Source organism: Pseudomonas sp. SGAir0191 (assembly GCF_002812565.2).
GTDB classification, from domain to species: Bacteria; Pseudomonadota; Gammaproteobacteria; order Pseudomonadales; family Pseudomonadaceae; genus Aquipseudomonas; species Aquipseudomonas parafulva_B.
Genome location: NZ_CP025035.2, coordinates 2,918,276 through 2,938,150, shown reverse-complemented (window position 1 = coordinate 2,938,150; position 19,875 = coordinate 2,918,276). Strand labels below are relative to the sequence as shown.

Sequence of the window (19,875 nt, the reverse complement as noted above, 5' to 3'; positions counted from 1 at the left end):
CATTATTAGAGATGATGTTGTTTATGAGGTTTATCATTTGGCTAGCTCAATCTTGGCTTTGCTAAGTGGGACAATGCTGATGCTTTTAAGATTCTCGATTCTTTTTAAGCGTTGATCAGCATCGATGTCCGGTGGTGCTTCAGTGTTTTTTTCAGAATCTGGGTAGAAAACATGATCTGTTTCTCCGCAATGAATCAAATTTTCAATTTCGTATAAGAGCTCGGGCAAGCAGGGGTTTGAGTGCATCTGTTTTGAAGTTAAATCAAACCGTCCATTATTGGTAAAGGTGGTTGGGAGGAAGTTCTGGAATGGCGGTGTGCTAGAGCGGTATGTGAATTGATAGCGGGCCGCGTTTGGTGCAGAGCTGGAAATGTTCACGCTGTGTAGAATCTTGAGGAGGTACAGGCGTATACCTTCATCGTTATACGCGAAAGCATTATTTGTGTTGCTAGAATCATCGAGAATCAAATGGGGCGAAAAACTACGATAATGCTCCCAGAGTTCACGAGGGTGTAGTGCTAATAAAATCGAGCATGCAGCCTGCAGATTGCAAGGTTGATCATTGTCCGTGTCAGGGTAATCTACCTCGTCGCTCATATACTGATCGATTTGATATGAAAACCTTTCCTTGAACCTGAAGGCTAGATAGTCCTTGCTAATATCTTCGAGGTCGCTCTCCAATACCAGATTGAGCGAATTGATGCTTATCGAAAGTTTGTTTGTGTTGGCTTTGTTCTTGTGGCGCTCGATGATGTGCCTGTCAATTATGCCAAGGTAATGGTGAAAGGCCTTGTCAAGATGATCGTCGGTAATGATTTTTTTGCGAGTCTGAAAGGCAAGGCTGATTTGATGTTTTATTTTCTTGTTGATTTCGTCGAGGTCGCAGTATTTTTTATTATCTTCGTACTCGTAGCTCGCAACTCTGTTAAGGGCATCATTTTTCCCGATTAGAATTTCCTCCAGAAGGGTGTGCAGTTGATCTGCTGTTTTCGTGGGAAATGCATAGCGTAAAATTGCCGATGTTTTTGAGATTTTTTTCGAGTCTGAAGCCGCTTTCCCTATGATCGTGGTTTTTTTATCAGCGCTAGCTTTATACTCATTACAAATTAGGGTTATGTCATTTTTTAGAGAGTCGATCAAAGAAGTAAAGTGAGGTCTGTTGTTGATGGGCTTCCAAGTGTGGACGAAGCCCGAAACGGCTGGCTGTTTGTAAAGTTCAAGAGTGATTTCGATTAGTGCGTTTGAGTATTTCTCAAATGTGCTCTTGTTGTAAGCCTTCACTTGATGAATGGAAATAGACTTATCATTTTTCCTGATTTCAAAATCTTCTGTTGACTCAAGCATAAGGCTAAATGCTGAGAGATCTGCGTCGGCAGCTTCTTTGTTAATCAGAGCTAAAGCATAGTATAGGGCTATTTTCCCCTGGTAATTGAAACCACTCCAGGAGGGTGAGGCATCGAAAGCCATTAATAAATTCTCCGGCACCAATGTCAGAACGGGGCGCGGGCGGAGCTACGAATCCATGTGCTTTAGCGCCTCCCTACGCGAAGCCCAATACTAGGACACTCGTGTGGCACAATGCCATGCTTCGTGAGAAGGAATTTGGAGGCACAGCTGCTGTGGCAAATAGAGCTACTCGACAGGCCCTGCATAACCTAGAGCTCTCAAAAGCCGGGATATCAGCAATTCAGGGATTGGAGAGCTTGACTACAGAGCCAACCGCCTAGCTCCAAGCACCCATCGAACCATGGGTATGGAGTATCAACCCGGTCTCCGCTAAGAGCCCGTCTTTCGCGAGAGTATGCATCCGACTTAGGAAATCACTGGCCTACCTCCGAGCGCTGTCAGAGCCGGCGGTCTTTTGCTGCGGATGTAGCGGATGCTTCCCGCCATCTACAAACGGTTTCTGGGTCGGGAGATGGCCACGTGAATGTGTCTGTCATCTGCATGGAACTTGGCCGGCATGGAGCGGATCGACGGCACCACTTCGATCCTCAGGTGCTCCAAGAAATCGAATGTGCCCAGGGCGAGGCGCGGTATGTACTAAGCGCGGTACGGTGTGGTCACGATTACGCATAGCCGTTTGCCGTCGGTGAGGTATGCAGCTCAGTGCAGCATCCAAAATTTTAAATCTGCATCACCAAAATGCTTTAAAGTGAGACCATCTATTTTATTGAGTAGTGAGGAACCGTCTATGTCACGTCTTGCAGAATTTCGTCAATTAGAGCAGCAGCTCGCGGCTCAACTCGCAGAACTTGAAGCCTTGAAAGGCAGCTCTGAGTTGCAAGCCGAAATTCAGTTTGAGACCAAACTGCGTGGCTTGCTGGCCGAGTACGGTTATAGCCTTCGCGACATTGTGAACATTCTGGATCCGCAGGCGAACCGTCGTGCAACTGCTCCTGTAGTGGCTGAAAAGTCGCCGCGCCGCGCCCGTCAGGTCAAGCAGTACAAGAACCCGCATAACGGCGAAATCATCGAAACCAAAGGCGGCAACCACAAGCTGCTGAAGGAGTGGAAAGCCGAGTACGGTAACGACACTGTCGAGAGCTGGCTGGCTCGTTAACCTGAAGAGGTGACAGCGGGAAATCAGTCCCGCTGCATCTTCCATCGTTTCCACAGGCATCGTAGAAGGTGTCATCGATGGTTAAGCTGAACCGCGTGTGGTGGCAACACCTGGCACCTAAATCGATGCATCGCCGGTTAGGCGAGGTGGAAAAGCTCATATCGAACTGGTGCACCACGGCCTACGGCCAGCACTGGTTGAAGAGCGCTCGTCAACCGGGACATATGCTTAGACTTCTACCAGGAGACGCCCTCCCAGTTGTGCACCTTGTTGCTCTTGGAAACCGTCCGATTTTCATCGCTCCACAGAGCTCTCTAAAAGTCGGCCACAGGTTCGTCGGGCCTGATCAGTTTGAGTCGGGGCGGCCCCTCGTAGAGAACGAAATTCCAGTTATTCCCTGGATACGGCTGGATGTTGTCACCGATGAGGCGTTGATCATGGGCGCATTGAAGATGCAGCTGACAGGGCATGTTCATGGTGTCAAATCCCCGAGTACCTTGTTCTCCATTCCAGCTCATTACCTGCTTGCGCCCAAGCAATGGCCGGATAAGGCCTACGCGCTATACCAGCATATTTTTGGGATGGGAAACTCCTATCCTGATGACGGCTACTTCTACGTTGGTATCACCAAACGACGCTGGCAGACCCGATGGGCCGAGCACATGCGCGCCGTTGAAAACGGGAGCAAGCTGGCGTTTCACCGAAAATTTCGGGAGGAGAGGGCTGCGAGCCAGATCACTTACGTCCACCATAAACTGATGGGGATCACCGACGACCTTGAGGCGCTCTACGACTCCGAAAAGGATTTGATTGATGGGCATTGGGACGACCTGCGCCGGCTCAACATGATCCCAGGTGGAAAGGCAGGCCTGAGGTATCTGCGGGAGCACTCGATAGTCCGAAAAGGAGAAATCGTTTCTCCCGATGAGCGAGAAGGAGCCCTGGGCGAATGGTTGAGCAACCACCAGGGTAAGAGGCTCCCTCCGATGAGCTTGGGTGAAAGGTGGCAGGACGAGGCATGGGCTGCCGCTCAGATATGCAGTCGCTCAGATCGACTGTCCGTGGCTCAGATTGCTGCGATTCGCGAACTGGCAGGTCACTACCAACCAGGTGAAATTGCTGAGCGGACAGGGGCGAGTCATCAGCAGATCGTCAGCGTCATATCCGGTAAGACCTATGCTCGTGTGAGGTGATGGCCAGATGCGAAATCGAGGCCCAACTCTCAGAACATGCTAGCGATGATCCGCGCATCCAGCAGCGCATGATGGGGGAGGGGAGCACCATCGTTGATCGCGTCCAGCTTGGTCGCATCCGTAGGCCAATTCCGCACATTGCCAGGCCAGTGCCCGTCTGAATAGACCAGCTCACAGAAGAGCTCCCAATCGTATTCTGGAGCGTCGGTGACAATCTCCACCATTTCCGTGAACCCTCCAAGGAATGCAAGGAGTGCGTCCCGTGCGGCCAGCACCGGCATGGCGTAGGCCCCGCCCCAGAGCTGCGGAAGCACAATCTCAATTACGAAGTCGCTGCAGTCTTCAATGCTCCAACTGTCCAGCAATTCCACGTAGACTTCGCGCCCATCCTCAGCAACAAGGGCAAGCGAGATCAGCTTTGCTGTCGGCGATAGCTGAGAGAACTCACAATCTAGGTAGAGCTTCATGTTGGTGATTCCTGTCTCATGAGTGGTAACCGTATCGATATTTCCGAAGAGGCCATGCTCTGGAAGGCCGCCCTGGATCATTTTGGGCAAGCCGATCTCCATCGGCTCATCGTCGAACTGTGGCAAAAAGCAGGGCCTCCTGCCAGGCCTACAGTCGAGTACATCGACGAAGACGAGGCAGGCCCTGTGCTAATTAATTTATTGAAAATTGCCCAGGTCGAAGTAGGCGCAGTCGTGCCGTTTCGAGAGGACTTTCCGAAGCGGGTGACTCTCTACAGCCGGCACGCTCAACACCTTGTGGCTGGATTGCTTGAGAGAATGCCCGCCGACCAGCTAACGCGGCTCATGCGCATAGCTCGCTTGGAGAACCAGGTCGGGTTGTAGGCCCGTGCCCTTTAACAAGCTAATTCAAATCGTTCCAGTAGCAGTCCTACAAGTAAGCTCTGGCTGATGGCGGCGGATGGCCCAAGTCTGCCATCCGCAGTAGGAGAGCCTCCACCTCCCATATGGAGGCCGTGCCCTGAGTTTATCGGGGCAACGGCTCGCCAATTAGCGGTTAAGCCGAATTTCCCAGCACTTCAGCCAGCTCGTTGTTTCCCCTTCCAAGCGAGCTCATCGAAATGTTCCCTGCGTCATTTTCGCAGACGTGGTAGAGCGCGAATTGCGGAAGATTTGGCCGCCCTGCCGATTTCGGTACAGGGAAAGCAGAGCGAGTTTGGTACATGGCTTCGCCGTCGATAATCGAAACCAACGCAATGCCGTGTGCTTTGGCGTACTTGATCGCTCCGGATTGAAAACCCGATGTCGCGAAAAGCATCCCTTTCTGAGCACCAATAGATCTAACCTTGTCGTGCAGTACCTGAACTAGCTCGCGTTCGATGGCTCCCCGGTACTTTTTGCATTCAATAAGCACTGTGAATTCTGCGCCGGCGAATGCTCTAAATTTTGCCAAGACGTCAATTTGATATGTCGAGTCGTAAGTCTCGACTTTGGCATTATGAGTCACTTCGAGGGAGCTTAGCTCACCGCCCTGGTTGAGAAGCCAGCGTTTGACCAAGTGTTCAAATTCGGTCGGAGTGACCTCAAGGTTACCGTTCGCCATGGGTGGAAACATGTGTTGTCCTTAAACTGAAAATTACCCGTCCAGCTGGCTGCTGGTGGGGTGTCCCTGACCGGATGCTCCGGTAGTTTGGCAGATAGCGTCTGGCTTATTGGAGAATGGATAGCAATGCATAAGCGTCCATGCTTGGGAAAAGCCGCTTCAGCGCCGCGCCATAGGGCTTGGCGAGACTGCTGCAGATCCCGAGAGCAACGCCACGCTCCCGGAGCATGGCGACCGCCTCAATTACATTGGGATATGCCTCGATGGAGTTGAGCTCGGCCTGCAGAGCGGACTCGATTTCGACCCGCCGAGGTTCTGAAAACCGGAAGCCGAGGTGCTCGGCGAGCTCATGCAGCTCCAGGTTCAGCGTCATGATGACGTGTGCATGACCAGAGTGAGGGCGCCGGCCTTGCTTGATGCATTCCCGCAGCAATTGGCGGTATGGGTTCGTTCTTCGGCCTATCCGCACAACCGTTGCGAACGCATCAAAAATTGCTGTCTTAGTCACCGTCGCTCGCACCCTGATCGTCACACCTTACTCGCTTCGCTTGGTCTCCAAGGTACCGGCCACGTAACGCGTTGTCATCGATACAGACAGATGGCCATTCGTTTTGCCACGATTGGAAGCGGATTACCCACGCTGGCCATCTCCATAGTCGCGCTCCACCTTACGGACATACGAATCGTGAGTGGACTGACTCTCGCAGGATCAATGCCAGCTTCGTGCGCCCAAGCTTCGCACAGTTGTTTAAGTGTCAGAGGCGACATAGAAATGTCTGGGATTCTTTTGGATTGGAACAGAAGGGCGTTCTCTGCCAGATTCGCGCTGATGATGTACTGGCGCACCGGTGCCCAGTATTGTTCGGGGAAAATGGCTCGGGCCTTTTTGACACCCCGCGAAACATACAGAGCTCGCTCATCATCCTCCGAAAAGTCGCAGGGCCTCGCACTTCGATACTCCGCCATTCGAAGGCCGGCCATTATGCAGCTCATCAGTGCCTGGTCACGCAGGCTCTCCGTGGCCGTGATGACCCTACTGAGAGCTTCGAGTTCTTCATCAGTTAGCAACTGAGAGGAGAGCTGTTGTGCTGACTTCGCCATTCGATCCCTCAAGACCGGCATATCCGACCCAATGGACGGTTCACCATGACGTGGCGGCTGGAAAACGCTAAGCGGTACCTTGAAGGCTGAGAGGGCGCGAAAGCGTAGCGACTCTACTATCTGCGTCATTGCAGCCTGGTCTGAGGCAAACCAGTCGCTGGGTGTCATAGCTGTTTTAATGGCGAGCATCAGTGCCTGCTGCACTGCAGACTGACTTGGGAAGGTATCTGCTGGCATCTGCTCAGTCGCGGAAGCTGCGAGATCCTGGTAGTCCTTGTAACCAAGTCCTTTGGCAAGAAGCTCCAGGGCTGATGTGTAGGCGAGGGGGCTTGAGCCGCACCACTGCTTTTGCAAATCTTTGGCGATCTTTTTCAAGCCAGTGTTACGGAGGAGGTCGTTCGGATGTACTGGTACGCGCATTGGCAGTTCTCCAATAACGTCGAGGCGTCGGCTGCCCGCTGACTATTGTCGAAATGCGTGCGTGAAGAAGGGTGTATTAAACCTGTGGCACTGAGGCCTTCGCGAGCCGACCGCCCGATCCAGAAACATCGGTCGCCAAAGCTATCACTTCGATCTCTGAGCTGTCCAGTAGAAGGGGGTAGAGACCTTGACGCTCACAAATGGGCGTATACCTTGGATGACGTTGTCATCGGCCTCCGACAGGCCATTAATTAGAGGGCATCAATTTGAACGTTGGTGAGTTGATTGAGCAGCTGCGCCAGTACGATCCTGACCTCCCAGTTCTGATTCCCAGGTCTGATTGCTCAGCATTAGAGGACGCTGTAGCGTGCTACCCAGACGTCGTGCGGGAAGGCCAGATCATGGGCTACGAGTCGCTCAGTTGGTTCCCTTGGGAGCCCGATGACACTGCCAGCGAAAAGCTTCAAGTCGTTGTCATCGACTTCAGCCAGCAATTCCCGTTGGCAGCGAAATGACTATGAAGCGTAAGAATCTCAGCAATGTCTTAATGCCGGATGACCCGATGTACGTCGAGGCCGTGAATGCCTTGAGGCGGTATCACGAAGCTGAAGCAGCTGGGATCACAGGTGTGGAGTTGGATCGCTTACGGATGATTGCCGAGCACCAGTTCCAAGCGGTTACGGACTATCAGCTCCGCGCCCTCGGCGGCTTCACACCTAGTAGGCACTAGCGTCAGCGGCCAGCCTGATCAGCCCGCACGCAGAATCTCACCCATCAGCGCGCCTAGGTTGCGAGCGTCGTCGATCCCTCTGTGGTACCGACCAGACCACTCGAGGCCCCAGTCCTCAACGGCGGGCCGGAGAGCCATTGCAGGGCAGTTCAGGATTTTCCAGTGCCATTTCTTAGCATTGGTGTGTCTGAGGTCGGCCAGCATGGGTTCGCAGCTATTCCGCACTGCATCCACTGCCAACTGCTTGGCATCGTAATCACCCCATGAGCACCACATGATTCCTTCGGCCTTGAACGACGCCAGGTAATCATCCAGCTGGTGACGTACCTCGGCGTATGTACTGGCGCCGTCGACGTCCACCTGTTCAATCGTGGTCAGTCTCTTACAGAAATCGGTGAGAACCGGATTAAGCACCGGGCGCACGAAGCTCATGAAATCGCTGACGATTTTGCAATCCCGATGCAGATCTAGAACCACTGCTCCGACTTCAATAGTTTCCATGTCGTCACGATGCACAGCCAGTTTGTGTTCCTGCTTTTGCTCATCTGTCAGACCTGCAGGATACTCATCGCACGTGGCTTCGAGATCTACGCAAAGGAGATATCGGGTGCCTGCCAGCAGCTCGCGGAGCGCCTGGAGGTGCTGTGTTTTTCTGATCTGCATGTTTCTTCCTTCTCGGAGGGCCTTCGTTCATTACGAAGCAGAGTCGAAGAGCCGAATGAGCAACTCGCCCATAGGCGTACCTGCGAACCGTCCCTGCAGCTCTTCAAGCTTGGCAGAGCGCCGCTCCCCAGACAGCAGGCTCAACCCGTGAAGGGCATTAAGCAACTGCTGCATACCGGCGATATCCTCAGCCAGAATAAGGTAGGTCGAAGTGATCTGCTGGGCACGGGCCTGAGCCTCACGGCTCGCGATCTGGGTCTCAATGAGCTTGTTGGCGTGCGCCAGGGTTTTCAGTGAGATGAACGACTGCTCAAGCTCTTCCAGTTGCTCACCGAGGCGCTCTGCCTGGTCGAGCCCCGAGGCTTTACCATCGACGTAAACGACGTCTTCCCGCAGCGAATAGATAGCCAGGGGGCCATCCCCTCCGCCAGTGATATCTAGGGCAAGGACATTCCCGAGGCGCAGAGAATGCGGAATCCAGGTGTGCCCGACACAGACACGCCAGGCACCTGGAACACCGCCGCGATGATGCTTCTTGATCCTCTCGCGCCCCCACAACGCGACATCCTGAATCTGTGGGTTATCGAGGCTCTGGGTGAAGTCATTCCAGGCCAGCCCCACGGGCACATCAGCGTGAACCACTCCGACCACGCCCCTAGATGTCTCTACCTCGATAGCCATGGGCAGGCTATCCAGCTTGTCGATGATCATGGGCTTGGACTCGTCATCAATCGTGAGCCACCACCGGGCGCCATGAGCGGAGTAGGGGAGATGTGGGTTAGCTCGATAGGCGTCGATGAGCATCTGCTCGTGGTTACCCTTCACGGTGAAGAACCACGGTTCGCCCAATAGCTTCAGTCCATCGAGCATGCCTGAACCTCGGTCTATGAGATCTCCCACAGCTATCAGCCGGTCGACAGACTTATCAAAGCTGAGAGCCTGCAGCCCCTTATGAAGCTCTCTGGTTTTAAAGTGGATGTCACCCACGACAAAGTCGCGGCCAGCGTGATTCTGCGGGAGTTTAAGCAGATGGGGCATGAGCTACGAACGCTCCAGAAATCGGGCTGGAAGACCGCAATATTCTACCTGATGGTGATACGCATATGGGCTGTTGACTAGACGCCGATGGTGAGGAAACGACCTCAAACGAGGTGATGCTCATGACCCGCGAGCGGCAAGCGGAGCGCGCAGACCAGGAGGGTCGGAGACGCGAGGATGGAAGCCCGAAGGGCCGAGCCACACAGTGGCTTGGTTTACGACAGCCGTTCCCAACGGGGCGCGCCTGAGAGCTTCTAGAGCGCTTTTAACATTCGCTCCAAGCTCTGATGCTCCCAGGTCGATAGCAGCGCAATCGGATCTGTACGAGCACCAGGGTCGAAATCCCATTGCTGCCCATCGGGGCTCACCGCTTGCTCGCAGTAATCCAGCTCATCGCAGTCGTTGTAAATCGAGATGCGCCATCCCTCCACATCCACATCAAAGAGGCAGGCGTAGACCTCGTCCCAAGTCTGTGCGCCCGGCTTTGTCATACGTCGACGCCCAAGGACGACTTCACGTAGCACCTGGCAAACCTCGCGTGCCGTAAGCTTCCCAAGGGCCTCGTTACCGATATCGTCTAGTGTCATATGAGGATCCAACTCCCTCGGTCGTTCACCCGAGGATACTACCCTCCATGCACAGGGAAGACACCATGGCATCAGTTGACGAACGATTGAATGAGACTCGCCTGATAGAAAAGGCACTCACACGCATCCAGGACATCAGCTCCTCGAGAAGCGCGGATGAAGTGACGTATCGTTTTGGACTCGCGACCGGATACATCGCCGCCATCCTCCATGCTGGAGTTATAGATGAAGCCCGAAGGGAGGAGCTCCTCATTCTGGTCGAGCAGACGCAAGAATCCCACCCGCTTTCAAACGAAGCATCGGGCAGGTTTGACCTGTAGGTGGCAGCATATCGAACCGGCCAGGGAAAGCCACGGTCGTACCCGCATGGGAGTACCCGACGAGGCCACCATGCCGAAGCATCCCCAGACCCCCGACGGTCGATATTTCGTCGTCAAAGAGACGCTGTGGCGCTGCGCTAACCCAAGTCTCTCTGAGGCCACCAGACAAGCACTGATCAGCGACCTCATGCGAGCTCGTCGCGCCGTTAAGCAAGCCAAAGCAGAAGACGACGCGTCAGCACTGCAACGGGCCAGGGCAAGTGTCCATGCCGCCAAGGTAGCGCTCGGGGAGCGCGGAGCGGTTTGGTGGACTGATGGCAGCCCGGACTACAACCGCCGCAAGGTTACCAACACTCCCTACGCTGAATGGTTCGCCTTGCTGACCACCTCTGGGTAGAGCAAGGCTTAGCGAGCCGCGTCGTATTAAAGGGGCGCGAAGCTGAGCTACCGTCTGGGGACATATCGAACAGCCTGGGAGCTTCTGATGACCATCATGCGTGAAGAAGACTGGAGCTAGTGCCCCACGCCAGGGAACGCGCAGCGGAGCAGAGCTGGCACCAATTGTGATGCCGGCCCTTCCAAGAAGTGCTCCTGGCTGCAGACATCGAACAGCACCGGATTGACGTGGACGACTGTTGCGCCATTCCCCAAGGCGCGAAGCGGAAGCTCGGCTGCTGGGTAGACTATCCCTGAAGTCCCCACCGATAGTAAGAAATCGCAATCCTCTACTGCCTCCAGGGCTTCGCTCCAAGCTTGCTCAGGCAACATCTCTCCAAACCAGACTATCCCCGGACGAATAAACCCATTGCACCTGCTGCATCGCGGCGGCTCCAGCCGAACCCCACCTTCGGGAAGGGTATCCAAGGGGAGGGCAAGCGTATGGGTTAGCCCGCAGTCGATACACCTGGGGGAGTTTAGGCTGCCGTGCAAATGGATCACCTCATGACTTCCACCACGCTCATGTAAATCATCGACGTTTTGCGTGACGACTGTCAGCTTAGGCACACGCCTGGCGAGCTCAGCTATCGCATAGTGAGCACCATTTGGCTGCGCTAGAGCTACTTTTCGACGTCGCCACTCGTACCAGCCCCAACAGAGGGAAGGGTCTGCACGATAAGCTCCAGGGGTCGCTAACTGAGCGGGATCGAATCGTTCCCAAAGTCCAGTCAAAGCATCCCTGAAGGTCGGGATCCCGCTCTCAGCTGATGCGCCCGCCCCGGTAAACACTACTACGCTTTGCGCGCCTCGAAGGTGGAGTGCAGCAGCGTCCATTGTCATGACATCCCTCCGGGAACGTAGCGTGAGGCAGAAAAAAACCGCCAAACGGCGGTTCAGGGGTGTCGCTCGGGGTCTCTGACTCTTCCTGGCGGGCTTTCGGCGTGCCAGTGAAGAGTTCTTTTCCTCAGGGTGTAGGCGTTGGTGCCAGACACATACGCAGCAACCCTATCGGTAAAACGACTTCGTATCAACCTCGGCTAGGTCGTAGCTACCGAAAGGCCTGGGCGGCCCGTTCTCCGAAGGAGTACAAATGTGCTCCAATGCTTAATCAGGTGGACAAACCTTACATACTGGCTTGCCGAGTCTGGTGATCACGAACGACTCGCCTTGCTGGACGAGCTTCATGATCCTACGCCAGCGGCGCCGAGCTTGGCTCTTGCTCATGACCAGCTCCATTCAATCCCCCAAAGAACAGTCGACTATCAAATTTCTAGTCTGCTTGCCGGCAAGCTTTCTGCAAAGCTCTGCCGCGTTTGAGCAAAGACGCAACGTCTCGCGTAATGTTCCCAAAATGGAGCATTAATGGCGGTTTGATGGGTTAATGTCCCCAAATGGGATCATTATGAATAGCGATGATCTGCCGGTTCTTTGAGAAAGCATCAGCTCACAGCTTGGTAGGTGAGCCTCCGGAAACAACGTAAGGTCATGATCATCCCTCTCGTGAACCTAGCGTATGTAACGCGTTTTTTGGAATGTAACGTCGTCGCTGTTACATTCCCAAAAGTACGTTACAACGACCATTTCTAGGCAATCTGGCGCATGTGGGAGCATACAACCACGAGTACCTCGCCCGGATGTTCTGGCCACCGAGCTATTGTGAGGTGTAAAGGTAGGCTTCAGCAGTTCGAACTGCACACCTTCGGCAAGCGGAGCGCGCAGGCGCGAAGATGGAAGCCCAGCGGGCCATGACGCCACCGTAGGTGAGCGGCTTGGTTCACGACAGCTGTACCCGAGAGGGGCGCGCTCAGAGTGCAGAGTGGAAACGAGTCCGAGGATTTATGAGCCGAGATGTCCAAGAAACGCTTCACAGCAGTGCTGCTGATGGCGACCTCCATCTTCTTGAGGTTGCAAGGCGGAAGGCACTCTGGGCACTCGCTCACTTGATACCTGGCGATCCACGGGCTGAGGCTGTAATCCAAGTCCTGGACGACATTGAGCACCAAGAGCAATCCTCGCCCATCTACCGGCAGGCCCTGGACGCTGATGAGGTTTTAAATCTTGTACCCTCGGAGCCGCATCCTATTGGCATAGCCATAGTCCGAGATGAAAACATCCCCCAGCCGTGGCGGGAGCGATTCGAGTGCGCGAGCCGAGGTTCGACCCGAGTAGCTGAAGGCGCTTATCTGAGTGATTGGTTGAAATTTCTTTCAGAATGGCACCAGGAAATGACTCACCTTGAACGCCACAGAGCAGCCTGTGATCGATAGGGCGCCTTACCCCGATTCAATAAGGGGAGGCGGCCCATATTATCCGTATACCCTTACGGGGACAGGTCAGATTAGGCTGGTCTAGGCGTCGGATTTTAGCAATTTTTTGCGATGCAGCGGTGAGACGAAATCTTGATAGGCTTCGCGACTCTGCAGTACCTGATCGCGAATTTCCTCCGGATCGATAGCCATCCCACCTCGGGCCGTAGTGCGGAGCGTCTTGAGCTGATTGACAGCTTGAATGAACTCCCGCTCCTTGGCTTTCTCAGTTTCAGATCTGTTGTCCGGGAAAGCCCAGTTCCAGATTCGATCAAGAATTTTCAGCATACTCATACCAATCACTTACCAGAAGAGGGCTTATGGCATAAGACCTAGGGTGGCTAAAGCCAGTTTGAGTCAGGGAACCGGGTAGTATCGAAGCGGTTGCAGGTGCACAGCGAGCACATTGATCGGCATACCAATTTGAAAGGCTGATCTGATTTCTGGGTCTCGAGGCTGAGAAGAATTTTTAGATTGCACGGAAGTCACTTTGTCGTTGAGTTAACGATACGTTGATATGGTTTCACGATGGTGTGACTTTAGCACAGTAAATCAGGAAAAACGCGCGTCGATATTGGTTTTTTGGCAAATGAGCCGGATTTCGCGTCGTAAATAAACCATCAGTATAGTTTGGCATCAACCGTTAGTATATTTTTGGACGGTGAATGGATTTGCTTTGATCCGCTCGTTCTGAAGCCCTCATGAAATTTTTTTTCATCCCCCCCTTGAAATCATTTTTCAAAAACGGAGCTCTATTATTTTGTTAGCAAAAAAAAGCAGGGATCTCTTATTTTGCAAATTTTTTGATGCCATTTTGAGATCGTGAATTCTGCTGTTTGAGATAGATGCTGATAGCTCAGATCTGAATGCCTCCCTTGCCTCGCCCCTTTGCTCGCTACTTCACCTCACGCGCATGCGCGTGAGCGTGGCTTGCTTTTGAGCGCCGTAGGCGCATCGCTTTTTTCAGCGCCGTAGGCGCTGGCTTGATTTTGACCTCAAAAAAAGGTACTCATTTTTTAAAAAAAAGTACGCGGAAGATATACCGTTAAATTGTTGAGTTTCCAGTGCTTGGCGCATGCCCGTACAGGTCGCTAACAACCGAGTGGTAGCTAATGCTGGTAAAGGCGGCGTCGCTGTATTTACTTGAAGCGGATGGTGTGCGGTTGCAATTTTGTAGTCGTAGAGTTGGTGCGGGGTGTTCCATTGCGATGATGATCAATCCTTGAGCACCCAGCTCGCGCCGGTCTCTTCCACCTTTCGGCAGGTTGTCTATTAGCTGCATTAAGGTATGCGTCTGGCATACCCATCTGTGTTTGCTGGGGTTTCAGGCCTATAAGTGAGTATGCTGCTGAGACACCCTTTGAAAATGTGTCTCTCGTGCCTTGACGTTTAGATGCTCAAACATTTAGCTTTAATTGACACCTAGGGAGGGGTGCTCCAATGGAAGCGAATATTTTGAGAGGTTTTTATGATTGCGGCTGATAAGTTGGCTAAAGAGTTTCTCGACGTGCACGAGACTGCGGACGCCCTTGGTGTGTCAAAGGAAACCTTGAGGTTCTGGCGATATACTAATAAGCACGCGACAGAAATTCCTGCATTAAAGCATGTGTCTCGTCGTATTTATTATCGTACCCAAGATGTCGTGGCATTTTCCAAAACTATGTATTGTCCTTCCAGTTGCTGACCGCTGCCGAGCTGCGAGCATGATGCTCATAAAGGCCTTGGCACGATGCCCTGGCTAGCAAGAAGCCCAGATCGATCTGGGTTTTTTTGTGCCTGCAAAGCGGGTTTGGTAGCCGATAGGATGATGCAAAATATTTTAAAAAAATATGATGTTTTTCAAAGAGGAGGCGCTTTGGGCTTACGAGAGCTGAGGAAAGCTTACGAGAGCTGAGCTTAATTTTGAGTACCGGCTACCAAATCGCTACCAAGCTCTCAAAAAGACCAAAGATACTGAAGGATTTAGGGAATAAGGGCAAACGCTAGAAGCTTCGTGGGACGTGGCCTACAGCTGCTTATGAAGGTGTGATGGAATGACAGAAAAGGTGTTGACAGTCAGCAGATTTTAAGTCTGCTGTGTATACCAATTCCACCACACTCGCACGCTTGAAAGGGCCACGGGTGGCCGGCTCGCTTCAGACAGAAGGGCTGTGCAATCAAGGCGGCTTTATAACCCACCGTTATAGCAGAGTCAACCTTGGCTGCCGTATTCCGCACATCAGATCCCATCACGAGTAGCCGATTGACAGTGTCATGAGCTTGGCCCAATGTTAGCCAAGTCACTGGATGTGATGGTCGGGCTGACGACTGCGCAACGACGGTGAACAGCGTGTGTCAAGGTCTGAGATCTAGTCGTTTGGATTATGTTTACCTGCCGTGCCGGTGGAGCTCGCATGGTTTCAACTGATTGCCAGGTCAATTCAGAAATGCCTGCTCATCGTTACGAGCAATTGGTCCAGTCCGTGGTGGACTATGCCATCTACATGCTGGACACCACCGGTCATATCGCCTCGTGGAATGCTGGCGCACAGAGAATCAAGGGCTATAGCGCCGATGAAGTGGTGGGGCGTCATTTTTCTCTGTTCTTCACGCCTGAAGACTGCGCCGAAGGCAAACCGGAGCAATTGCTGCGTCAAGCGCTTGAACACGGCGTGTCGCGGCATGAAGGGTGGCGCCAGCGCAAAGACGGCACGCGCTTCTGGGCACTGGTGGCCCTCGATGTGGTGCGCGATGATCAAGGCCAGATCGTCGGGCTTGCCAAGGTGACGCGGGACATTACCGATCGGCGCGAGTCGGCGATGCAGCTGGACGCTGTCAGAGCGCAATTATTCGAAGCCCAGAAGCTCGAAGCGCTGGGTCAGCTGGCCGGGGGCCTGGCACATGATTTCAACAACCTGCTGACCATCATTCTTAGTTCTGCGCGCTTGGCCCTTGCCGCTCCCGACCCAGAACGCGCTCAGCGCATGCTGCACAATATTCTGGAAGCTGGCCAACGCGGCACTGACCTGACCCGTCAACTGCTCAGCTTTGCCCGTCATCGCAAGCTTGAGGTGACCTGTATCGAGCCGGCCAAATTGATCGACGCAACCCATGGCTTGCTTGTTCATGCACTGCCCAGTTCGATCACATTGGATACGCGAGTGCAACCCGATCTACCCAACATCGAAGTGGATGCTGGTCAGTTGCAAATGGTGCTGCTCAACTTGCTGTTCAATGCTCGGGATGCCATTGCCGAGGAAGGCCACATTGCCCTGACCGTCGAAGCAGTGTTACTCACAGGTGAGGTTGACGGCCTACATGGCCGCTTCGTCTGCTTCGACGTGCAAGACAGCGGCGAGGGCATCGCGGCGGATGTGCTGCCACGTATTTTCGAACCCTTCTTCACCACCAAGCCCTTCGGCAAGGGTACCGGCCTGGGCCTGAGCCAGGTGCACGGATTTGCCAGGCAAAGTGGCGGTGCCGTGAGCGTGCACAGCGAGTTGGGGGGCGGCACCCGCATGCGGCTTTATTTGCCCGTCCATTCAAGCCAGCCAGGTATCGAGCCGTAAGGGGCGCAGCATGACTCAGACACTCAAGCGATTGCTGACTGGTATCGATGGGCTCGATGCCCTGCTCAAGGGCGGATTGGTGGCGGGGGCGTCGTACATCGTGCAGGGCCCACCTGGCGCAGGCAAGACTATCCTGGCCAACCAACTGGCGTGCGAGCATGTGCGCAAGGGGGGGCGGGCGCTGGTGGCAACCTTGCTCAGTGAAACCCATGAGCGGTTGTTTCAGTACTTGGGCACGCTGGACTTCTTCGACCCGTCAATGGTCGGCGACCAGATTCAAGTCATCAGCGCCTTCGACACCCTGGAACAGGACGGCCTTGATGCCGTTGTCCGGCTGCTCAGGCAGGAGATCAGTCGACACAAGGCCAGCTTGCTGATCGTCGATGGCGTACTCAATGCTCGCGTGCACGCCGAAACATCGATCGATACCAAAAAATTCGTGTCGGCATTGCAAGGTCATGCGGCCTTTGCCGGCTGCACCGCACTGTTGTTGACCAGCGCGCGGCTCGAGGAAGGCAGCCCTGAGCACACGATGGTCGACGGCGTCATCGAACTGGGCGAGCAGATGATAGGTAGCCGCGCCGTTCGCACGATTCAATTGCGCAAGACCCGTGGCAGTGGCGCCTTGTCCGGGCGCCACGAGTGCCTGATCGACGATACCGGTGTGACAGTGTTTCCACGTCTGGAATCGTTGTTAGCCAAGCCCATTGCGCCTGGGAATGTAGCTGCTTCACGGGTCAGCAGCGGTGTATCGACACTCGACGACATGCTCGATGGCGGTCTATCCGCCGCATCGGTCACGCTGCTGATGGGTCCCTCGGGCATTGGCAAGACTTCGCTGGGCATGGCGTTTCTGGCGGCCAGCACACCCCAGGCCCCCGGCCTTCACTTCGGCTTCTACGAGTCACCCGATCGCCTGCATAGCAAGGCAGCTTTACTGGGGTACGACTTTGCGGCCATGGAGCAGGCCCAGAGCCTGACACTGTGCTGGGAGCCTAGTACGCAGGTGCTGCTGGACCAGTTGGGTGCGCGCTTGATCGAACAGGTACAGGCAACCGGCGCCAAGCGAGTACTGATCGACAGCCTGGGCGCGTTGAGCCGCTTGGCCACGGAACCCGGGCGTCTGAACGCCTTCTTTCGCGCACTGACCGGGGAGCTGCGCGCTCGCCAGGTGAGTGTGATGCTGACTTGGGAAATGCGTGACATCTTCGGTGCGGAAATCAGCGCACCGGCGCCCGACTTGTCCAGCATCGTCGACAATCTGGTGCTGATGCGATTCGTGGAGCATGACGGCACCTTGCGCCGGATGCTTTCAATCCTCAAAGCGCGCGACAGTGCTCACGACGCGTCTTTGCATGAGCTTGTGATCGCATCGTCTGGGATCACGCTGCGCAAAGCGTTTGAAGGCACCAGTGGGGCTCTTTCTGGCACAGCCGTGCCGCAAGGGAGCCGTTAGGTTTCTGTTATATGAAGACTGTGCTGATCGTCGACGACGAATACCTGATAGCCGACATCCTGGGGTTTGCCCTGGAGGATGAAGGGTATGCGATCGAAAAGGCGAGTAACGGCCAGAAGGCGCTAGAAATACTCAGCCGCGTGCAGGTGCAGTTGGTTATCACCGACTACATGATGCCCGTGCTCAACGGCCAGGAATTGGTCCGTGCCATGCGAGCAGACCCTGCACTGCGAACGCTGCCAGTTATTCTCATGAGCGGCGCCCAGGCCAGTGAGGGATGCCCGACATTATTCGCAGCAGTGTTCGACAAGCCATTCGACATGGGCGAGATGATTGCGAAGGTGCGTGGCCTACTGAGTGGCTGAGGCTTTGGGCGCATCCCTGCTGCCCGCTTGAATGACCAGTGTCAGTCGTCTTACTTTTCAGGGGCCGGGCTGCCGGCCTGGATGCGTTTGAAAATCTCCTCGCGGTGCACTTGAACATCCTTGGGTGCGTCGATGCCTATCCTCACCTGCATCCCTTTGACGCCCAGAATGGTGACTTTGATGTCGTCGTTGATGACGATGCTCTCGCCAACCTTACGGGTGAGTATCAGCATGTACTTCTCCTTGGTGATAAAAAAGTCCGCAGGCCATGTGCCCTGGCGGTGGGAGCCTATCCCTTTTCCTTCTCATTAAAGACGCTTCGCAGGCCTAGTAATTCCCAGAATGTCAAAATCTATGGCAAGCAAAGGGGAAGCGGACAAGCAGGCGTTCCATGAAGGCTTTGTAGGACAAGGTGCTCTGTGTTGAAGGATAGTGATGGCGTCGTTCAATGGGAAATACCTTTGCATCATCGGTTGGATAGACGCGCTCAATGTGCGGCCTGCTGTTCCAATGCCTTGAGAAAGACCAATAAAGCGACCTCTTCAGGGTCCAGCCCCTTGCGTACTCGGCTCTTGGGCAAGGCAGCCAGGCGCCCGAGCGTGTAGTGCTCCAGTACCGCTGGGTGGATATAGCAGCGTCGGCATACCGCAGGGGTGTTGCCAAGGCGCGAGGCGACTTGCTTGACGATGGCAGCGACCTGGCGTTTGGCCTCGGTTTCCGGCTCCCAGGCCAAGGGCCTGAGCAGGTCCAGCGCAAGGCTGCTGCCGGCCCAGGTACGGTAGTCCTTGGCCGTGAAGTCGGCGCCAGTCAGCTGTTGCAGAAACTGATTGATGTCGCTCGAACCAATGCTGTGACGCTGGCCATCGGCATCCAGATACTGGAACAGTGCCTGGCCGGGCAGTTCCATGCAACGCTTGAGCAAGGCCGCCAGGCGTCGGTCGCGCAGCGTTACATCGTGTTCGACACCACGCTTGCCGCGGAACTGAAAGCGGATGGTACTGCCCTTGACCTCTACATGTCGATTACGCAGGGTTGTCAGCCCGTAGGACTTGTTGTCGCGCATATAGCGCTGGTTGCCAATGCGGATGAGGGTATGGTCCAGCAGGCTGACCACCAGGGCCATGACCTTTTCACGGTCAAGGCCCGGTCGAGACAAGTGGGCTTCCAGTTGTGAGCGCAGCTTTGGCAACGCCTGGGCGAAGGCGAGCATGCGGCCGTACTTGTGCTGGTCACGGGTTTCACGCCACTGGGCATGATAGCGGTACTGTTTGCGGCCACGGGCATCGCGGCCAGTGGCCTGCAGGTGCCCTTGCGGGTCGGCGCATATCCAGACATCGGTATAGGCCGGTGGGATTACCAGTGCAGCGATACGTGCCAGTGTTTCAGGGTCGCGTACCCGTTCACCGTTGGCGTCCTGGTAGATGAAGCGGTCGCGCCAGCGGCGGCGAGTCAAGCCGGGCTGGCTGTCGTCGACGTAATGCAGCGTTTCGGGAAGCGGGCAGTCGAGCATGGGCGGCAGGCCTCGATCAAGTCACTGATCAATGGACAACAGCCGCTTGGCCGTTGCTCCATTTCTGC

General features: G+C 54.6%; 20 protein-coding genes. 8 read left to right on the top strand and 12 right to left on the bottom strand.

The window, feature by feature from the left end:
• Positions 1–33: 33 nt before the first annotated feature.
• Positions 34–1,467: an ABC-three component system protein gene (locus tag CWR53_RS13205; protein WP_100851794.1), complete on the bottom strand. Its 1,434-nt coding sequence runs from the start codon at positions 1,465–1,467 to the stop codon at positions 34–36.
• 727 nt (positions 1,468–2,194) lie between these two features.
• Here CWR53_RS13205 and CWR53_RS13200 point away from each other — a divergent pair.
• Both CWR53_RS13200 and CWR53_RS13195 read left to right on the top strand, forming a co-directional pair.
• Positions 2,195–2,563 carry a histone-like nucleoid-structuring protein, MvaT/MvaU family gene (locus tag CWR53_RS13200; RefSeq protein ID WP_100851793.1) on the top strand — a complete coding sequence of 123 codons (369 nt, stop codon included), beginning with the start codon at positions 2,195–2,197 and terminating at the stop codon, positions 2,561–2,563.
• A gap of 77 nt (positions 2,564–2,640) precedes the next feature.
• On the top strand, positions 2,641–3,756 hold the full coding sequence (locus CWR53_RS13195) for a hypothetical protein (protein ID WP_100851792.1): 1,116 nt from the start codon (positions 2,641–2,643) through the stop codon (positions 3,754–3,756).
• Between the two features lie 29 nt (positions 3,757–3,785).
• Here the strand turns inward: CWR53_RS13195 and CWR53_RS13190 are convergent, their stop codons facing one another.
• From CWR53_RS13190 to CWR53_RS13155, 7 genes are all read right to left on the bottom strand, one after another.
• Positions 3,786–4,223, bottom strand: coding sequence for a hypothetical protein (locus CWR53_RS13190; protein ID WP_100852647.1), 438 nt, complete (start codon positions 4,221–4,223; stop codon positions 3,786–3,788).
• Positions 4,224–4,779: 556 nt separating this feature from the next.
• A complete protein-coding gene (locus CWR53_RS13185) occupies positions 4,780–5,337 on the bottom strand; it encodes a restriction endonuclease (protein ID WP_100851790.1) in 558 nt (185 codons plus the stop codon).
• Positions 5,338–5,431: 94 nt separating this feature from the next.
• Positions 5,432–5,698, bottom strand: a complete 267-nt coding sequence (locus CWR53_RS13180) for a hypothetical protein (RefSeq protein WP_100851789.1) — start codon at positions 5,696–5,698, stop codon at positions 5,432–5,434.
• Positions 5,699–5,907: 209 nt separating this feature from the next.
• Positions 5,908–6,801 carry a hypothetical protein gene (locus CWR53_RS13175; RefSeq protein ID WP_181405429.1) on the bottom strand — a complete coding sequence of 298 codons (894 nt, stop codon included), beginning with the start codon at positions 6,799–6,801 and terminating at the stop codon, positions 5,908–5,910.
• Between the two features lie 793 nt (positions 6,802–7,594).
• Positions 7,595–8,239: a 3'-5' exonuclease gene (locus tag CWR53_RS13165; protein ID WP_100851785.1), complete on the bottom strand. Its 645-nt coding sequence runs from the start codon at positions 8,237–8,239 to the stop codon at positions 7,595–7,597.
• 30 nt (positions 8,240–8,269) lie between these two features.
• The gene (locus CWR53_RS13160; protein ID WP_100851784.1) at positions 8,270–9,277 is read right to left on the bottom strand and encodes a metallophosphoesterase; all 1,008 of its coding nucleotides are present in this window, start codon (positions 9,275–9,277) and stop codon (positions 8,270–8,272) included.
• A gap of 254 nt (positions 9,278–9,531) precedes the next feature.
• Complete coding sequence (locus CWR53_RS13155) at positions 9,532–9,864, bottom strand: hypothetical protein (RefSeq protein ID WP_181405428.1); 333 nt, start codon at positions 9,862–9,864, stop codon at positions 9,532–9,534.
• A gap of 47 nt (positions 9,865–9,911) precedes the next feature.
• On the opposite strand from CWR53_RS13155, the gene CWR53_RS13150 reads away from it, so the two are divergent.
• Together CWR53_RS13150 and CWR53_RS13145 are read left to right on the top strand one after the other, a co-directional pair.
• A complete protein-coding gene (locus tag CWR53_RS13150) occupies positions 9,912–10,184 on the top strand; it encodes a hypothetical protein (RefSeq protein ID WP_258313154.1) in 273 nt (90 codons plus the stop codon).
• 70 nt (positions 10,185–10,254) lie between these two features.
• Positions 10,255–10,581: a hypothetical protein gene (locus tag CWR53_RS13145; RefSeq protein WP_100852644.1), complete on the top strand. Its 327-nt coding sequence runs from the start codon at positions 10,255–10,257 to the stop codon at positions 10,579–10,581.
• A 116-nt stretch (positions 10,582–10,697) separates the two neighbouring features.
• Here CWR53_RS13145 and CWR53_RS13140 read toward each other — a convergent pair whose 3' ends face one another.
• Both CWR53_RS13140 and CWR53_RS13130 read right to left on the bottom strand, forming a co-directional pair.
• Positions 10,698–11,462: an NAD-dependent deacetylase gene (locus CWR53_RS13140; protein ID WP_375335466.1), complete on the bottom strand. Its 765-nt coding sequence runs from the start codon at positions 11,460–11,462 to the stop codon at positions 10,698–10,700.
• 1,508 nt (positions 11,463–12,970) lie between these two features.
• Positions 12,971–13,222: a hypothetical protein gene (locus CWR53_RS13130; protein ID WP_258313153.1), complete on the bottom strand. Its 252-nt coding sequence runs from the start codon at positions 13,220–13,222 to the stop codon at positions 12,971–12,973.
• A 1,174-nt stretch (positions 13,223–14,396) separates the two neighbouring features.
• On the opposite strand from CWR53_RS13130, the gene CWR53_RS13125 reads away from it, so the two are divergent.
• From CWR53_RS13125 to CWR53_RS13110, 4 genes are all read left to right on the top strand, one after another.
• Positions 14,397–14,612 (top strand): helix-turn-helix domain-containing protein, encoded by a 216-nt coding sequence (locus CWR53_RS13125; RefSeq protein WP_088512355.1) that lies wholly within the window; start codon positions 14,397–14,399, stop codon positions 14,610–14,612.
• A 709-nt stretch (positions 14,613–15,321) separates the two neighbouring features.
• The gene (locus tag CWR53_RS13120; RefSeq protein ID WP_100851783.1) at positions 15,322–16,476 is read left to right on the top strand and encodes a nitrogen regulation protein NR(II); all 1,155 of its coding nucleotides are present in this window, start codon (positions 15,322–15,324) and stop codon (positions 16,474–16,476) included.
• A gap of 10 nt (positions 16,477–16,486) precedes the next feature.
• Entirely contained in the window at positions 16,487–17,932 is a 1,446-nt protein-coding gene (locus tag CWR53_RS13115; protein ID WP_058603377.1) for an ATPase domain-containing protein, read from the top strand.
• A gap of 11 nt (positions 17,933–17,943) precedes the next feature.
• Entirely contained in the window at positions 17,944–18,297 is a 354-nt protein-coding gene (locus CWR53_RS13110; RefSeq protein ID WP_058603376.1) for a response regulator, read from the top strand.
• Positions 18,298–18,347: 50 nt separating this feature from the next.
• Here the strand turns inward: CWR53_RS13110 and csrA are convergent, their stop codons facing one another.
• Both csrA and CWR53_RS13100 read right to left on the bottom strand, forming a co-directional pair.
• The gene (gene csrA / locus CWR53_RS13105; RefSeq protein WP_058603375.1) at positions 18,348–18,530 is read right to left on the bottom strand and encodes a carbon storage regulator CsrA; all 183 of its coding nucleotides are present in this window, start codon (positions 18,528–18,530) and stop codon (positions 18,348–18,350) included.
• A gap of 254 nt (positions 18,531–18,784) precedes the next feature.
• On the bottom strand, positions 18,785–19,807 hold the full coding sequence (locus CWR53_RS13100; protein WP_058603374.1) for a DNA topoisomerase IB: 1,023 nt from the start codon (positions 19,805–19,807) through the stop codon (positions 18,785–18,787).
• Between the last annotated feature and the right edge of the window lie 68 nt (positions 19,808–19,875).

What these genes read in the sequence shown, in the direction of transcription:
- CWR53_RS13205 (WP_100851794.1), bottom strand. Translation starts at nt 1,467, where the DNA reads ATGGCTTTCGATGCCTCACCCTCCTGGAGTGGTTTCAATTACCAGGGG.
- CWR53_RS13200 (WP_100851793.1), top strand. Translation starts at nt 2,195, where the DNA reads ATGTCACGTCTTGCAGAATTTCGTCAATTAGAGCAGCAGCTCGCGGCT.
- CWR53_RS13195 (WP_100851792.1), top strand. Translation starts at nt 2,641, where the DNA reads ATGGTTAAGCTGAACCGCGTGTGGTGGCAACACCTGGCACCTAAATCG.
- CWR53_RS13190 (WP_100852647.1), bottom strand. Translation starts at nt 4,223, where the DNA reads ATGAAGCTCTACCTAGATTGTGAGTTCTCTCAGCTATCGCCGACAGCA.
- CWR53_RS13185 (WP_100851790.1), bottom strand. Translation starts at nt 5,337, where the DNA reads ATGTTTCCACCCATGGCGAACGGTAACCTTGAGGTCACTCCGACCGAA.
- CWR53_RS13180 (WP_100851789.1), bottom strand. Translation starts at nt 5,698, where the DNA reads ATGACGCTGAACCTGGAGCTGCATGAGCTCGCCGAGCACCTCGGCTTC.
- CWR53_RS13165 (WP_100851785.1), bottom strand. Translation starts at nt 8,239, where the DNA reads ATGCAGATCAGAAAAACACAGCACCTCCAGGCGCTCCGCGAGCTGCTG.
- CWR53_RS13160 (WP_100851784.1), bottom strand. Translation starts at nt 9,277, where the DNA reads ATGCCCCATCTGCTTAAACTCCCGCAGAATCACGCTGGCCGCGACTTT.
- CWR53_RS13155 (WP_181405428.1), bottom strand. Translation starts at nt 9,864, where the DNA reads ATGACACTAGACGATATCGGTAACGAGGCCCTTGGGAAGCTTACGGCA.
- CWR53_RS13150 (WP_258313154.1), top strand. Translation starts at nt 9,912, where the DNA reads ATGCACAGGGAAGACACCATGGCATCAGTTGACGAACGATTGAATGAG.
- CWR53_RS13145 (WP_100852644.1), top strand. Translation starts at nt 10,255, where the DNA reads ATGCCGAAGCATCCCCAGACCCCCGACGGTCGATATTTCGTCGTCAAA.
- CWR53_RS13140 (WP_375335466.1), bottom strand. Translation starts at nt 11,462, where the DNA reads ATGACAATGGACGCTGCTGCACTCCACCTTCGAGGCGCGCAAAGCGTA.
- CWR53_RS13130 (WP_258313153.1), bottom strand. Translation starts at nt 13,222, where the DNA reads ATGAGTATGCTGAAAATTCTTGATCGAATCTGGAACTGGGCTTTCCCG.
- CWR53_RS13125 (WP_088512355.1), top strand. Translation starts at nt 14,397, where the DNA reads ATGATTGCGGCTGATAAGTTGGCTAAAGAGTTTCTCGACGTGCACGAG.
- CWR53_RS13120 (WP_100851783.1), top strand. Translation starts at nt 15,322, where the DNA reads ATGGTTTCAACTGATTGCCAGGTCAATTCAGAAATGCCTGCTCATCGT.
- CWR53_RS13115 (WP_058603377.1), top strand. Translation starts at nt 16,487, where the DNA reads ATGACTCAGACACTCAAGCGATTGCTGACTGGTATCGATGGGCTCGAT.
- CWR53_RS13110 (WP_058603376.1), top strand. Translation starts at nt 17,944, where the DNA reads ATGAAGACTGTGCTGATCGTCGACGACGAATACCTGATAGCCGACATC.
- csrA (WP_058603375.1), bottom strand. Translation starts at nt 18,530, where the DNA reads ATGCTGATACTCACCCGTAAGGTTGGCGAGAGCATCGTCATCAACGAC.
- CWR53_RS13100 (WP_058603374.1), bottom strand. Translation starts at nt 19,807, where the DNA reads ATGCTCGACTGCCCGCTTCCCGAAACGCTGCATTACGTCGACGACAGC.